Origin of the sequence: Solirhodobacter olei, from assembly GCF_004010155.1 — a bacterium.
In the GTDB taxonomy this organism is placed as follows: Bacteria; Pseudomonadota; Alphaproteobacteria; order Rhodobacterales; family Rhodobacteraceae; genus Solirhodobacter; species Solirhodobacter olei.
In genome coordinates this window covers 81,682-96,802 of record NZ_RRYH01000005.1, presented here as the reverse complement: position 1 = coordinate 96,802, position 15,121 = coordinate 81,682, and the positions used below count along the sequence as shown (strand labels likewise).

Genomic DNA, 15,121 nt, shown 5'->3' with positions numbered 1-15,121 from the left:
TGGTCCAATGGCCGTGAGTGGGGCCGAACGGTGGGCCGGGGCCGAACCGTGGGCTGCGTACGGAGTGGGACGGACGCGCCGCCGGACAGTGCGCCATGCAGAGCAGGAGGGGCGCGCGACGCCGTCAGCCGTGCCGAAGGGGCGCCCCGGGCGCGGCCGGCGGTTGTCCCTTCAGAGCGCGCGCCAGCCGATATCGCGGCGGCAGAAACCCTCTGGCCAGTCGATGGCGTCGATCATCGCATAGGCCTCTGTCCGCGCGTCGGCGAGGCTCGCCGCCCGGGCGGTGACGTTGAGAACGCGCCCGCCATTGGCGGTGATCCGGCCCCCGCGCAGCGCGGTCCCGGCGTGGAACACCATGTGGGCACTGTCCTCGGGCAGAGCCTCCAGCCCGCGGATCTCGCTGCCCTTGGCATAGGCGCCGGGATACCCCTCGGCCGCCATCACCACGGTCAGCGCATGATCCGCCGCCCAGTTCACCTCCGCCCCCTCCAGCCGGCCTTCGGCGCAGGCCAGCAGCAGGTCCAGCACCTGGGCGCCCATCCGCATCATCAGCACCTGCGCCTCCGGATCGCCGAACCGGACGTTGTATTCCACCAGCCGCGCCCGGCCGCCCTCGATCATCAGCCCGGCGTAAAGAACGCCCTTATAGGGCATGCCGCGCCGGGCCATCTCGGCCACCGTCGGGCGGATGATCTCTTCCAGCGCCTGGGCCTGGATCGCCGGGGTGAGAACCGGCGCCGGGGAATAGGCTCCCATACCGCCGGTGTTCGGGCCGGTGTCGCCTTCGCCGACGCGCTTGTGGTCCTGCGCCGTGCCGACGGGCACCACCGCCGTGCCGTCGCAAAGGACGAAGAAGCTCGCCTCCTCGCCCGCCATGAACTCCTCGATCACGACGGAGGCGCCGGCCGAGCCGAGCGATCCGGCGAACATCTCCTCCACCGCCGCGACGGCCTCCTCCACGCTCGTCGCGACGACCACGCCCTTGCCCGCGGCAAGCCCGTCGGCCTTCACCACGATCGGCGCGCCCTGGGCGCGGATGTAGGCGGCGGCGGCCCCGGCATCGGTGAAGCGCGCCCAGGCGGCGGTCGGCGCGCCGCAGGCGTCGCAGATCTCCTTGGTAAAGGTCTTCGAGGCCTCGAGCTGAGCCGCCGCGGCCGACGGGCCGAAGCAGAGTATGCCCGCGGCGTCCAGCGCATCGGCCACGCCGGCGGCGAGCGGCGCCTCCGGCCCGATCACCACGAAATCCACCGCGCGGGCGACGCAGAAGTCCACCGCCGCCGCGCCGTCGAGGATGTCGAGTTCCGCGCATTCGGCCAGCGCCGCGATCCCGGCGTTGCCAGGTGCCACGATCAGCCGGTCGCATTTCGGGTTCTGCGCAATCGCCCAGGCCAGCGCGTGTTCCCGCCCGCCGCCGCCCAGCACCAGGATGTTCATCGCCCGAACCCTTTCCCTCGCGTTTGGCGCGTTCTAAGGTCTCGGCCAGCGGATCACAAGCGAGCGACATGTCCGACCTCATCGAAACCGACGCCCCCGGCAATACGCCCGAATTCACCGTTTCGGAGCTCTCCGGCGCGGTGAAGCGCATGATCGAGGGCGAGTTCGGCTTCGTCCGCGTCCGGGGCGAGATCGGGCGCGTCTCGCGCCCCGCTTCGGGCCATCTCTATTTCGACCTGAAGGACGAGCGCGCGGTGCTGGCCGCGATCGCCTGGAAGGGCCAGGCCGCGCGGCTGACGACCCGGCCCGAGGAGGGCATGGAGGTCATCGCTACCGGGCGGATGACGACCTTCCCGGGCCAGTCGAAATACCAGATGATCGTGGAGGATCTGGTGCCCGCCGGCGCAGGTGCGCTGATGGCGATGCTGGAGAAGCGCAAGGCCCAGCTCGCGGCGGAAGGGCTGTTCGACAGCGCCCGAAAGAAACCGATCCCCTATCTGCCGGAGGTGATCGGCGTCATCACCTCCCCCTCCGGTGCGGTGATCCGCGACATCCTGCACCGGCTGCGCGACCGCTTCCCGCGCCGGGTGCTGATCTGGCCGGTGGCGGTGCAGGGCGAGCGCTGCGCCCCCGAGGTCGCCGCCGCCATCGCCGGTTTCAATGCCATCGCGCCCGGCGGGCCGGTGCCGCGGCCGGACGTGCTGATCGTCGCGCGCGGCGGCGGCAGCCTGGAAGATCTCTGGGGCTTCAACGAAGAGGTTGTCGCCCGCGCCGCCGCGGCCTCGGCCATCCCGCTGATCTCCGCCGTCGGGCACGAAACCGACACCACGCTGATCGACTATGCCGCGGACCTGCGCGCGCCGACGCCGACTGCGGCGGCCGAGCTTGCGGTGCCGGTGCGCGCCGAGCTTGCCGCGACGCTCGACCAGCTCGGCGCGCGGCGCTCGCATGCCCTGGTGCAGGCGCTGGGCCGGCGAGGCCAGCGCCTGAGCGATCTTTCCCGCGCCCTGCCGCGGCCCGAGGCGCTGACCGCCGGCGCCAACCAGAAGCTTGACCTGCTGGCGGAGCGGCTGCCGAACGCGCTGGCCCAGGCCGCGGCGCGTAAGCGCGCGCTCTATGCCGAGCATGCGGCCCATATCCGGCCGCGGCTGCTTTCAGAGCTGGTGACGCGGCTTTCCGAGCGCCTTGCCGCCCGGGCGGACCGCCTCCGCCCGGAGGCGCTCCTGCGTGAGAGTGCGCGCCGTCGCGAGCGGCTCGACTGGCTGTCGCAGCGGCTTTCCCGCGCGGCCTCGGCCCAGACCGAGGGCTGGCGCGCGCGGCTCGACGGGCTCGACCGGATGCGCCAGACGCTGGGCTATACCGAGACGCTGAAGCGCGGCTTCGCCGTGGTGCGGGGCGAGGGGGGCGTGCTGACCACCAAGGCCGCGGCCGAGACGGCCCAGGCGCTGGAGATCGAGTTCCAGGACGGCCGCCTCAGCCTCGGCGCCCGCCCCCCGCGCAAGTCCACCCCCGGAAAGCCGCCCGAGCAGGGCAGCCTGTTCTGAGCGGTTCGCGCCGAAACGCTCAGCCTTTCGGGCGCGATGCGGGACCAAGCGAACATTCCCTGACATGGCTTCTGGGGGCATTTCGGCCTTTTCCTAAAGGCTTTCCTGTAGGTTGCGAAAAAAAATATGGAACAACCGTTACAAAAGCTACACAAAACGAAAACACTCCTGTAACGTCCCGGTCCTAAGCGTGGCCGCGTTCACGCTCCAGACGGGAGGAAGGAAATGTTCCGCAAAATGATGCTCGCCGGTCTCGTGGCCGGCGCTTCGGCTATGGCCATGGGCTCTGCCGCAGAAGCCACCACCACCATCACCTGGTGGCACGCCATGGGGGGGGAGCTTGGCCAGAAGCTCGACCAGATCGTGGCCAACTACAACAAGAGCCAGGACAAGTATAAGGTCGTCGCGACCTACAAGGGTTCCTATTCCGAAACGATGACCTCGGCCATCGCGGCGTTCCGGGCGCACAAGCAGCCCGACATCGTCCAGGTCTTCGAAGTCGGCACCGGCACGATGATGGCCGCCAAGGGCGCGATCTACCCGGTCTACAAGCTGATGAAGGACATGGGCGAGCCGTTCGATCCGAAGGGCTTCCTGCCGGCGGTCGTGGGCTACTACACCGACACCCACGGCAACATGCTGTCCTTCCCGTTCAACTCCTCCACGCCGATCCTTTATTACAACAAGGACGAGTTCAAGAAGGCCGGGATCGACGGTCCGCCGAAGACCTGGGGCGAACTGGAAGCCGATTCGAAGAAGCTGATGGATGCCGGCATCTCCAAGTGCGGCTTCACCTCGGGCTGGATCTCCTGGGTGCAGACCGAGAACTTCTCGGCCTGGCATAACCAGCCGATCGGCACGATGGAGAACGGCTTCGGCGGCCTCGGCGCCCGGCTGGTCTTCGGCAAGGACAAGCCGCTCGTGAACCACTGGGCCAACATGGCCAAGTGGCAGAAGGACGGCGTCTTCAAGTACGGCGGCCCGGGCGGCGGCAACGATGCCCCGCCGATGTTCTATTCGGGCGACTGCGCCATGTACATGAACTCCTCCGCCTCGCGCGCGGGCGTTCTGGCCAACACCAAGGGCAAGTTCGACGTGGGCTACGGCATGCTGCCCTACTACGCAGACGTGAAGGGCGCGCCGCAGAACACCATTATCGGTGGTGCGACCCTCTGGGTCCTGCAGGGTCACGACAAGGCCCATTACAAGGCCGTGGCGAACTTCCTGCACTACATGTCCTCGCCGGCGGTGCAGGCAGACTGGTCGCAGTTCTCGGGCTACCTGCCGATCACCAAGGCGGCCTATGATCTGGGTCAGAAGCAGGGCTACTACGCCAATAACCCGGGCTCCGACGTCGGCATCAAGGAGATCACGCTCCACGCTCCGACCGCGAACTCCAAGGGTCTGCGCTTCGGCAACTACGTCCAGGTGCGCGACATCATCGACGAGGAGTTCCAGAAGATGCTCGGCGGCAAGGAAACCGCCCAGCAGGCGCTCGACAACGTCGACAGCCGCGGCAACAAGCTGATCGCCCAGTTCCAGGCGGCCAACAAGTAAGGGGCCAAGCCCCGGGAAGGCCCGCGCCGAGCGCGCGGGCCTTCCGTATTCGACCGAGCCGCGAGGGCCGATGAAGCGCACAACGTTCAATCAGAGGGCCCTGGCCTATCTGCTGATCGCCCCCCAGATGGCGGTGACGATCGTCTTCTTCCTCTGGCCCACCGGCCAGGCCATCGTGCAGAGCTTCCAGCAGGAAGACGCCTTCGGGCTGCACACCAACTGGGTGGGCTTTGCCAATTACCAGGCGCTGTTCGCCGACCCGAGCTACATCCAGTCGCTCGAGGTCACGGTGATCTTCACCGTCGCCGTCACCTTCTCCTCGCTGATCGTGGCGCTTCTGCTGGCGCTTGCCGTCGACCGGACGGTGAAGGCGGGGCCGACCTATACGACGCTCCTCGTCTGGCCCTATGCCGTGGCGCCAGCCGTGGTGGGCGTGCTCTGGTGGTTCCTCTTCAACCCGACGATCGGCCCCTTGCCCTATGTGCTGGGGCAGATGGGCTACAACTGGGACCATTCGCTGCACGGGCAGGACGCGATGATCCTCGTCGTCATCGCCGCCGCCTGGCCGCAGGTCAGCTACAATTTCCTGTTCTTCGTCGCGGGGTTGCAGTCGATCCCCGCCTCGCTGCGCGAGGCTGCCGCGATCGACGGCGCCGGGCCGGTGAAGCGCTTCTTCACCATCACCCTGCCGCTTCTGTCGCCGACGACGTTCTTCCTGATGGTCGTGAACCTCGTCTACGCGATGTTCAACACCTTCCCCGTGATCCATGCCACCACCCAGGGCGGGCCGGCCGGATCGACCGACATCCTCGTCTTCAAGGTTTACGAGGACGGGTTCGTCGGGCTGAACCTCGGCTCTTCCGCGGCGCAATCCGTGGTGCTTCTGGTCATCGTCATCGCGCTTACCGCGGTCCAGTTCGGCTGGGTCGAGCGGCGCGTGCAATATTGAGGGCCGACGCATGGTCGAAAACCGCCCCGTTCTGAACTTCCTCGCCCATCTGGTGCTGATCATCGGCGTGGCGATCGTCGCCTTCCCGATCTACGTGGCCTTCATCGCCTCCACCCATGGCCCGACCGACTTCCTGTCGGGCCTGATCCCGATGACGCCGGGCCACAACATCTGGCACACCTACGGCACCATGCTGACCGACGGGATGAAATCCTCCGGCATGCCGCCCCTGTCGCTGCAGATGGGCAACTCGCTCATCATGGCGCTGACCATCGCCATCGGGAAGATCGCGATCTCGATCATCTCGGCCTACGCGATCGTCTATTTCAAGTTCCCCGGCCGGGGCATCGCCTTCTGGCTGATCTTCATCACGCTGATGATGCCGGTCGAGGTGCGGATCCTGCCGACCTACAAGGTGGTGGCCGAGCTCGGCATGCTGAACACCTACGCCGGCCTGACGATCCCGCTGATCGCCTCGGCCACGGCGACCTTCCTCTTCCGGCAGGTCTTCCTGACCATCCCGGACGAGCTGATGGAGGCCGCGCGGATCGACGGCGCGGGCCCGCTGAAGTTCTTCTGGGACATCCTGCTGCCGATGTCGCGCAACAACATCGCGGCGCTCTTCGTGATCCTCTTCATCTACGGCTGGAACCAGTATCTCTGGCCGCTCATCGTGACCACCGACACCTCGCATTACACCATCGTCATGGGCATCAAGCGCATGGCCGACGTGACCGACGCGCAGCCGCAGTGGAACTACATCATGGCCACCGCGATCCTCGCGATGCTGCCGCCGGTACTGGTGGTGATCTTCATGCAGAAGCTCTTCGTGAAGGGCCTGATCGAGACGGAGAAATAACGAATGGCCGCAATCACGCTCGAGGCGGTGGGCAAGACCTATACGGGCGGCGTCACCGCCGTTCATTCCATTGACCTCGATATCGCCGATGGCGAGTTCCTCGTCCTCGTCGGGCCTTCGGGCTGCGGCAAGTCCACGCTCCTGCGCATGGTCGCGGGGCTGGAGACGATCACCTCGGGCTCGGTGACGATCGCCGGCCGCAAGGTCAACGAGGTCGAGCCCGCCGACCGCGACATCGCCATGGTCTTCCAGAACTACGCGCTCTACCCCCACATGACGGTGCGCCAGAACCTCGCCTACGGGCTGAAGAACCGGAAGATGGCGAAGGCGGAGATCGACCGCCGCGTCGACGAGGCCGCGAAGATCCTCGAGATCGGCGCCTTCCTCGACCGCAAGCCGCGCGCGCTTTCGGGCGGTCAGCGCCAGCGCGTCGCCATGGGCCGCGCCATCGTGCGCGAGCCCGCGGCCTTCCTGTTCGACGAGCCGCTCTCCAACCTCGACGCCAAGCTGCGCGTGCAGATGCGCGGCGAGATCAAGCAGCTTCAGTCCCGCCTCGGCACCACCTCGATCTACGTCACCCATGACCAGCTGGAGGCGATGACGCTGGCCCACCGCCTGGTCGTGCTGAATGGCGGCGCGATCGAGCAGGTCGGCACCCCGATCGAGGTCTATCGCAAGCCCGCCTCGACCTTCGTCGCGGCCTTCATCGGCTCGCCCGCGATGAACCTGGTTCAGGCGCAGGTGGAGGGCAGCACCGCCCGCCTCGGCTCGGCCGTCCTGCCGCTGCCCGAGGGCGTGACACCGGGGCCGAAGGTGACCATCGGCATGCGCCCGGAATCGGTGAAGCCGGTCGCGCCGGGGACCGAGGGCGCCCTGATCCTGAAGACCGCCTATGTCGAGGAGCTGGGCGCTCATCGCCTCGTCCACGGCCAGGTCGAGGGGCAGAACTTCGTCTGCGCGCTCGACCCGGAGGGCGAGGTCGGGGACACGCTGACGCTGATGCCCGAACCCGGCGCGGTCCACGCCTTCTCGGCCGAGACCGGCAAGCGCCTCGGCTGAGGCCGCACCGGCCTTTGCCACGCGCCACGGCGCTCATAGGCCGCGACCGCCCGCTCATCTGCCCGGCGCGGCGGGAATTACCGCCCGCCGCTCTGGCCTTTGCCCGGGTGCCGCACTAGTTTTCGCCCCGACAGAACGAGGAGAGACCCATGCCCTGGACCCCGGCGGACAACCGCTACGACACCATGATCTACAACCGCTGCGGCAATTCGGGCCTGAAGCTTCCGGCGATCTCCCTCGGCCTCTGGCACAACTTCGGCCACGACACCCCGCACGGGACCAAGCAGGCGATCTGCCGCACGGCCTTCGACGCGGGCATCACCCATTTCGACCTCGCCAACAACTACGGCCCGCCCCCCGGCTCGGCCGAGGAAGCCTTCGGCGAGATCCTGAAGACTGACTTCAAGCACCACCGCGACGAGCTGGTCGTCTCCTCCAAGGCCGGCTACCTGATGTGGCCGGGGCCCTATGGCGAATGGGGCAGCCGGAAATACCTGATCTCCTCCTGCGACCAGTCGCTGAAGCGGCTCGGCGTCGATTACGTGGACATCTTCTATTCGCACCGCGTCGACCCGGACACGCCGCTGGAAGAGACGATGATGGCGCTTGACCACATCGTCCGCTCGGGCCGTGCGCTCTATGTCGGGATCTCCTCCTACAATTCGGAGCGCACCCGGCAGGCCGCCGCGATCCTGAAGGAGCTCGGCACCCCCTGCCTGATCCACCAGCCGTCCTATTCGATCATCAACCGCTGGATCGAGGAAGACGGGCTGAAGGACACGCTGACCGAGCTTGGCATCGGCTCCATCGTCTTCTCGCCGCTGGCGCAGGGGATGCTGACGAACAAGTACCTCAAGGGCATCCCCGAGGACAGCCGCGCCGCGCAGGAGAAGTCGCTGAACGCCGGCTGGCTGAACGAGAAGGCGCTCACCAACATCCGCGAGCTGAACAAGATCGCCGAGGCCCGCGGCCAGACGCTGGCACAGATGGCAATCGCCTGGGTGCTGCGCGATGGCGGCATCACCACCGCCCTGATCGGCGCCTCGCGGCCCGAGCAGGTGACCGACTGCGTCGGCGCGCTTGGCAACCTGGAGTTCTCGGCCGAGGAACGCGCCGCGATCGACAAGTGGTCGGACACCGGCAACGTCAACATCTGGAAGCGGTCTTCGGACGCATAAGCAGGGAGGGGCCAATGGCAACCGCGAAGACCGTCATCATCGAGGAAACCGGCGGCCCCGAGAAGCTGAAGATCGTGGATCGCCCGCTCGGCACCCCCGGGCCGGGCGAGATCCTGATCCGCCACAATGCGATCGGCCTCAACTTCATCGAGGTCTACCAGCGCACCGGCCTCTACAAGAACCCGCTGCCCCTGACCATGGGGATGGAGGCATCGGGCGTGGTCGAGGCGGTGGGCGAAGGCGTCACCCATCTCAAGCCCGGCGACCGCGCGGCCTATGCCGCCAACCCGCCGGGCGCCTATTGCGAGGCGCGGGTAATGCCGGCGGTCCATGTCATGCCGCTGCCCGACGCGATCTCCTTCGAAGAAGGGGCCGCGATGATGCTGAAGGGGCTGACGGTCGTCTATCTCTTCGAGCGGATCACGCCGATCGCCAGGGGCGAGGTGGTGCTGATGCAGGCCGCCGCCGGCGGCGTCGGGCTGATCGGCTGCCAATGGGCGCGCTCGGAGGGGATCACGCTGATCGGCACCGCCGGCTCGAAGGAGAAGTGCGACCTGGCGCTCGCCAATGGCGCGGCCCATGCGATCAACTACCGGACCGAGGATTTCGCCGCCCGGGTGCGCGAGATCACCGGCGGCGAAGGCGTCCACGTGGTGATGGACTCGGTCGGCCGCGACACGTTCGACGGCTCGCTCTCCTGCCTGCGCCCCTTCGGCTTCATGATGCTCTTCGGCGCCTCCTCGGGCCCCGTGCCGCTTTTCGACCTCGGCCGCCTCGCGGCGGGTGGCTCGCTGAAGATCACCCGGCCCTCGCTCTTCAATTACATCGCCAGGCACGAAGACTGCATGTCGATGTCGCAACGCCTGTTCGAGAAGGTCGCCTCCGGCCAGGTGAAGATCGACATCGGCCAGAGCTTCCCGCTGGAAGAAGTGGCCGAGGCGCACCGCGCGCTCGAGGCGCGGGCGACGACCGGCTCGACCATCCTGACGCTTTAGGGGCATCCTGACGCTTTAGGGGAAGGCTCGCGCGCGCGGGCTTGCCTCCGGCGGGAGTATTTGGGCCAGGAAAAGGCGGGCCCGCATTTCCTTGGCAAAATACTCTCCGGGGGTCCGGGGGTGGAAAACCCCCGGCGCCGCGCTGCCCGTCAGCGCGCCTTCAGGGGCATCCTAAGGATATGCTGCGGCCCCGCCCGCCCGCCGAGGAAAAGTGTGCCGGTATCGACGAAGCCTGCCCGCAGGTAGACCGCCAGCGCGCCCGGGTTCTGCCGGTTTACCGTCAGAACGAGGCTGCGCGCCTGCGGGTATTCCGCCTGCATCAGCGCCGGAAGCGCCTCCATCGCTGCTGTGCCGATGCCCTCGCCCTGACGGGCCGCGTCGATCAGGACGGAGCGCAGGCCCGGCTCACCGGAGCGGGCGAAGTCGTACTGGCTGGAATAGTAGCGGTCGATGATCAGGAACCCGGCCAGCACGTCGTCCCACAGAACGCCCCAGGGGTCCTCCCCCGGCCGCAGCGCGGCAAGGCGCTGCGCGGGGACCGCGGTGAACTGGTCCTGCCCGGGGCGGAGCGTCAGATGCGCGACGCGGGGGGCGTCTTCCGCCCCGAGCCGCTCGTAGCCGAGGTTCACTCCTCCATCGCCTCGAGCTCGTCGATGAAGCCCGCGATCATCGAAAGGCCCTTGTCCCAGAAGGCCGGATCGGTGAGGTCCAGCCCGAAGGGCGCCAGAAGTTCCTTGTGATGCATCGAGCCGCCGGCGCGGAGCATGTCGAAGTACTTCTCCTGAAAGCCCGGCGCGCCCTCGGCGTAGACGGCATAGAGCGCGTTCACCAGCCCGTCGCCGAAGGCATAGGCGTAGACGTAGAAGGGCGAATGGATGAAATGCGGTATGTAGGACCAGAAGGTCTCGTACCCATCCATGTATTCGAAGACCGGCCCGAGGCTTTCCGCCTGCACCGACATCCAGAGCGCGTTGATGTCTTCCGGCATCAGCTCGCCCTGCCGCCGCGCGGCGTGCAGCTTGCACTCGAAATCGTAAAACGCGATCTGGCGGACGACGGTGTTGATCATGTCCTCCACCTTGCCGGCCAGCAGCGTCTTGCGCTCCGTCGGCGTCTTCGCCTGGTCGAGGAGGCGGCGGAAGGTCAGCATTTCGCCGAAGACGCTCGCGGTTTCCGCCAGCGTCAGCGGGGTGGAGGCCAGAAGCTCCCCCTGGCCCGCGGCCAGAACCTGGTGGACGCCATGGCCCAGTTCATGCGCCAGCGTCATCACGTCGCGCGGCTTGCCGAGGTAGTTCAAGAGCACATAGGGGTGCGCGGTGGTGACGGTCGGATGCGCGAAGGCGCCGGGCGCCTTGCCGGGCTTCACGCCGGCGTCGATCCAGCCCTTGTCGAAGAACGGCTGCGCGATCTCCGCCATCTTGGGCGAGAAGGCACCGTAGGCGCCGAGCACGGTGGCCTTCGCCTCTTCCCAGCCCACCGTCCGCGGCGGCTCGATCGGCAGCGGCGCGTTCCGGTCCCAGACCTGCAGCGTGTCGAGGCCCATCCATTTCGCCTTCAGCGCATAGTAGCGGTGCGAGAGCTTGGGATAGGCGGCGACCACGGCGTTGCGAAGCGCCTCGACCACTTCCGGCTCGACATCGTTCGACAGGTGCCGGCTGGTCTGGGCCGAGGGCATCTTGCGCCAGCGGTCCTCGATCTCCTTCTCCTTGGCGAGCGTGTTGTGAACCCGCGCGAAGAGCTTGACGTTCTTGCCGAAAACCTCGGCCAGCGCCCTCGCGCCGGCCTCGCGCCGGTCGCGGACCGGATCGGTCAACAGGTCCAGCGTCGCCTCCAGGCTCAGCGGCTCCTCCTCGTCCGCGACGGTGAATTCGAGGCCAGCCATGGTCTCGTCGAAAAGCTTGTTCCATGCCGAGGCGCCGACGGCAGACTGGTCGTGCAGCAGCCGCTCCATCTCGTCGGAAAGCTGGTGCGGCCGCATCGCCCGCATCCGCCGGAACATCGAGGCATAGCGCGCGAGATCGGCATGCGCGGTCAGCAGAGCCTGCAGATGCGCCTCCTCAAGGCGGTTGAACTCCAGCGTGAAGAAGACCAGCGGCGTGGTGGCATCGGTGATCGCCTCCTGCGCGTCGCCCAGAACCTTGGCGCGCGTCGCGTCGAGCGTGTTCTGGTAATAGCGCAGCCCGGCGTAAGACATGATCCGCCCGGCGGTCACCTCGATCGCCTCGTAGCGGCGGATGCATTCCAGCATCCCGGCGGCGTCGAGCGTGGCAAGCTTGCCCTCGTAATCCTTCGCGAAGCCCTGGCAGGCCTCGGCGACCCAGGCGAGGTCGCGCTTGAACTCCGGCGCATCGGGCGCGGTATAGAGGTCGGTCAGATCCCAGTCGGGCAGCTTGCCCAGATCCTTGCCGCCTTTGGCATCGGCATCGAAGACGGGGCGGGGCAGGGGGATCGTCATGGGCAACCTCATCAGCTTTTGCCCCCATCTAGGCCTTCGCCCCCCCCGGGTGCAAGGCGAGCCTAGGCCGGCACCTTCGCCGCCACCCGCAGCAGCGCCCCGCCCCGTGCCGGCCCGGGTGCGGCCTTCATCCGGTAGAGCGCGCGGTCTGCCTCGGCCAGAAGATCCCTCGGCATCGCCGCCCCACTGCCCCGGAGCGCGGCCAGCCCGTAGCTGATCGTCACCTCGCCGCCGAGCGCCTCGCCGATCCGGGCGCGAAGCCGCTCGCAGGCGGCAGTGGCCTCGCGTCGGCCGGTCATCGGCAGGATCAGGCAGAATTCGTCGCCGCCGATGCGGAAGGCGAAATCGGCCGACCGCCGCGCCGCGGCGATGACCTGGCCGACAACCTGGATGACGCGGTCGCCTTCCAGGTGGCCCTTGCTGTCGTTGATCCGCTTGAAACCGTCGAGGTCGAGCACCGCGATGGTCAGGTCCACGCCGGTGGCAAGCGCGATCTCCCATTCCCGGGCGAAGACGGCCTCGAACCCCCGCCGGCTGCGCAGGCCGGAAAGCGGATCGGTATCGGCATCGCGCAGCGCCTCCGCCATGCGTTCCTCGAAGGCGCGTTCGAGCGCCTGGGAATGGTGGCGGATCTCGTCGCGGGTACGGGCAAGTTCGCCGCTGAGGCCGTGGACATAGGCGTCGAAGGCGAATTGCAGGTCGAGCAGGAAGAGCTTGTGCAGCGCAGGGCAAGGGGTCTTGCCGATCCGCTCCTCCACCAGAGACTCCAGCATATGCAGCGCCGCGATGTAGAGGTTGGGGGCCACCCCGAGCCGGGCATGGACCTGCCCGACGCGGAGGCGGGAGTTGGCATAGCCGATGTCATAGCTGCCCTCGAACATCCTCAGCACATAGGCCCGCATCGCCGCGCCAAGGCGCAGGATCGTGTCGCGGTCGCCGATCAGCGCGCGGATCGCCGGGACGGCAAGCTGGCGGCGACAGAATTCTTCGACCAACCCGTCGACCTCGGCGAGCGCGATGGCGCGCAGCCCGGCGAGCGATTCGGCATGGGCGGGGGTGAAGCCCAGAAGCTCCTTACGGTGTCGCAACTCGGCCGCTGATATCCCCATTTGCTGGGCCAGGTTCGGCAGCCCCGCGGCCAATGCCCCGTCCGGATCTGATCGCACAATTCCACCATATCTTTGTATGCACCCCGATCTCGACGCTACGGATTGTGTATTAATGCTCCGTTACCACAGGCAGGATGCGGGGTGCCGCGGCCGATTTCTCGCCCTGCTGTCGCCCGCATGGGGACAGGGTGGCGCGACGGGCGTGACTGTCGCCGATCGCGTCCGTGTCGGAGGCGCGTGGCGGCCGGGCTGATTCTCTCGGCGGGAGAGTGGCAATCGGCCAGCGTGCGGGGCCGCTGGGCCAGCGTGCGAGCCGTGCCACATTTTTCAGCAAAGTGGGGAGCGGGCGATTCTTTTGTGTCTTCTTGATCCGGGCCTACAGCATATAGGGCTCGCCACGGTTGCAGCCGGGATGATTGGTTTCAATCTAGGGCATGTGATCGCTTCGGTACAACGAAACATGGCAAAAATAGGACACGGGAAACGTTCGTGTTGAAACCGTCATACTGATCGCCTAGCGTCATCGTTGATTGGGAGTGGGACTTGGCAGGGCTGTCGAATTCGGAGGGGTAGACCCCTGTCCGGCGCGGCCTTTGCACGTTGTTTTTCCCAGTTATGGGCCGTTTTGGGCGGCCTCGGTTGTCTCCTCAGGGTTGCGCCTGATGGATCGGGGGACGTGAACAGTAATCGCCTCCAGGGTGGGGGCCGTGCGGTGCGTGAGAATGCCGGCCCTGTTTTGCCGGCTGGTTTGTTTTTGGCCGGCAGTTAGCCGGTGCGCACCGAGTGGGAGTCTTTATTGATGTCTATGCTGCCGCCATTTGTTGCATTCGCGGGTTCATTGATCACCTGCTGGCTTCTTGTTCGAACCTGCCACCTTCACGGGCACCTGACGCTGGACGGCGTACAGGGGGCCCAGAAGATCCATCAAGGCGCTGTGCCCCGCGTCGGCGGGCTCGGCCTGGCCGGCGGGCTGCTTCTCGGGGGCGCGCTGCTCACCCACGGCGGGCCGCTCTGGTGGTTCGTGGTGCTGGGGGCGCTGCCCGCCTTCACCGCTGGCCTGTGGGAGGACCTGACCAAGAAGGTCGGCGTCCGCGCCCGCTTCCTCGCCACCATCTTCGCCGGCGCCCTCTTCGCAGAGCTGACCGGCTATTCGCTGCATCACCTCGACCTCTGGCCGGTGGACGTGCTCCTTGGCGTGCCGGCAGTCGCGGTGCTGTTCACCGGCTTCGCCATCGGCGGCGTGGCCAATGCGATGAACATCATCGACGGTTGCAACGGGCTTGCCGCGGGCACCGCGATGATCCTGCTCGGCGCCTTTGCCGCCATCGCCGGGATCGAGGGCGATTACGCCCTGCTCTCCATCGTCCTTCTCAGCATGGCCGGCGTCGGCGGCTTCTTCCTGATCAACTTCCCGCGCGGCTATATCTTCCTCGGCGATGCCGGCGCCTATTCCATGGGCTTCCTGATCGCGGCCTTTGCCGTGGCACTGCCGGCACGGCACGCCGATATCTCGCCCGTCATCGGCCTTCTGGTGGTCATCTACCCGGTCAGCGAGACGCTCTATTCCATCGTCCGGCGGATGGGGAAGGGCGGCGGCGCGGTTGGGCAGCCCGACCGGCTGCATCTGCACAGCCTGACCTTCAAGGCGCTGGAAGGGCGGGTGGCCGATCCGGTCCTGCGCAACTCGCTTTCGAGCGTGCTGCTGTGGTCGCTGCCCCTGATCTCCTCCGTGATGGCCGTCCTTCTGGCCTGGCAGAGCCCGGCGCTGGTTCTGATCGCTGCGGCCGCCAACCTCGTCCTCTACCGCCTCGCCTACGGTCTGGTCGCCCGCAAGGCCCGGGGGCAGACCCGGCCCGAGCCTCGCGTCGCGCCGCAGCCTGCCCCCGCGCCGGAGCCCGCAGAAGGGCACGCGCCGGAACCCGTGATGGTGGTGGAACCCGAGATGTCTGAACCCGTTCTGCAAGATGCCACCCGCTGATCGC

General features: G+C 67.3%; 12 protein-coding genes. 8 read left to right on the top strand and 4 right to left on the bottom strand.

Features of this window, described 5'->3' with window-relative positions:
- Positions 1–171 precede the first annotated feature (171 nt).
- Positions 172–1,434 (bottom strand): phosphoribosylamine--glycine ligase, encoded by a 1,263-nt coding sequence (gene purD, locus EIP85_RS04600; RefSeq protein ID WP_127900986.1) that lies wholly within the window; start codon positions 1,432–1,434, stop codon positions 172–174.
- 68 nt (positions 1,435–1,502) lie between these two features.
- On the opposite strand from purD, the gene xseA reads away from it, so the two are divergent.
- The 7 genes from xseA (at position 1,503) to EIP85_RS04565 (ending at position 9,575) form a co-directional block, all read left to right on the top strand.
- Complete coding sequence (gene xseA / locus EIP85_RS04595) at positions 1,503–2,978, top strand: exodeoxyribonuclease VII large subunit (RefSeq protein WP_127900985.1); 1,476 nt, start codon at positions 1,503–1,505, stop codon at positions 2,976–2,978.
- A 225-nt stretch (positions 2,979–3,203) separates the two neighbouring features.
- Positions 3,204–4,535 carry a sn-glycerol-3-phosphate ABC transporter substrate-binding protein UgpB gene (ugpB, locus tag EIP85_RS04590; RefSeq protein ID WP_127900984.1) on the top strand — a complete coding sequence of 444 codons (1,332 nt, stop codon included), beginning with the start codon at positions 3,204–3,206 and terminating at the stop codon, positions 4,533–4,535.
- Between the two features lie 70 nt (positions 4,536–4,605).
- A complete protein-coding gene (gene ugpA / locus EIP85_RS04585) occupies positions 4,606–5,484 on the top strand; it encodes a sn-glycerol-3-phosphate ABC transporter permease UgpA (RefSeq protein WP_127900983.1) in 879 nt (292 codons plus the stop codon).
- A 10-nt stretch (positions 5,485–5,494) separates the two neighbouring features.
- Entirely contained in the window at positions 5,495–6,343 is an 849-nt protein-coding gene (gene ugpE, locus EIP85_RS04580; RefSeq protein ID WP_127900982.1) for a sn-glycerol-3-phosphate ABC transporter permease UgpE, read from the top strand.
- A 3-nt stretch (positions 6,344–6,346) separates the two neighbouring features.
- Complete coding sequence (locus EIP85_RS04575; protein ID WP_127900981.1) at positions 6,347–7,402, top strand: sn-glycerol-3-phosphate import ATP-binding protein UgpC; 1,056 nt, start codon at positions 6,347–6,349, stop codon at positions 7,400–7,402.
- 149 nt (positions 7,403–7,551) lie between these two features.
- Positions 7,552–8,580, top strand: a complete 1,029-nt coding sequence (gene mgrA / locus EIP85_RS04570) for an L-glyceraldehyde 3-phosphate reductase (RefSeq protein ID WP_127900980.1) — start codon at positions 7,552–7,554, stop codon at positions 8,578–8,580.
- Between the two features lie 14 nt (positions 8,581–8,594).
- Positions 8,595–9,575: a quinone oxidoreductase family protein gene (locus EIP85_RS04565; RefSeq protein ID WP_127900979.1), complete on the top strand. Its 981-nt coding sequence runs from the start codon at positions 8,595–8,597 to the stop codon at positions 9,573–9,575.
- A gap of 149 nt (positions 9,576–9,724) precedes the next feature.
- Here EIP85_RS04565 and EIP85_RS04560 read toward each other — a convergent pair whose 3' ends face one another.
- From EIP85_RS04560 to EIP85_RS04550, 3 genes are all read right to left on the bottom strand, one after another.
- A complete protein-coding gene (locus tag EIP85_RS04560; protein ID WP_164871640.1) occupies positions 9,725–10,204 on the bottom strand; it encodes a GNAT family N-acetyltransferase in 480 nt (159 codons plus the stop codon).
- Positions 10,201–12,030: a M3 family oligoendopeptidase gene (locus tag EIP85_RS04555; protein WP_127900978.1), complete on the bottom strand. Its 1,830-nt coding sequence runs from the start codon at positions 12,028–12,030 to the stop codon at positions 10,201–10,203. The genes EIP85_RS04560 and EIP85_RS04555 overlap by 4 nt, the downstream gene beginning before the upstream one ends.
- Positions 12,031–12,092: 62 nt before the next feature.
- Positions 12,093–13,118 (bottom strand): GGDEF domain-containing protein, encoded by a 1,026-nt coding sequence (locus tag EIP85_RS04550; RefSeq protein ID WP_164871639.1) that lies wholly within the window; start codon positions 13,116–13,118, stop codon positions 12,093–12,095.
- Between the two features lie 820 nt (positions 13,119–13,938).
- Between EIP85_RS04550 and EIP85_RS04545 the strand changes: the two genes are divergently transcribed.
- Complete coding sequence (locus EIP85_RS04545) at positions 13,939–15,117, top strand: MraY family glycosyltransferase (RefSeq protein WP_127900976.1); 1,179 nt, start codon at positions 13,939–13,941, stop codon at positions 15,115–15,117.
- The last annotated feature ends 4 nt before the right edge of the window (positions 15,118–15,121 follow it).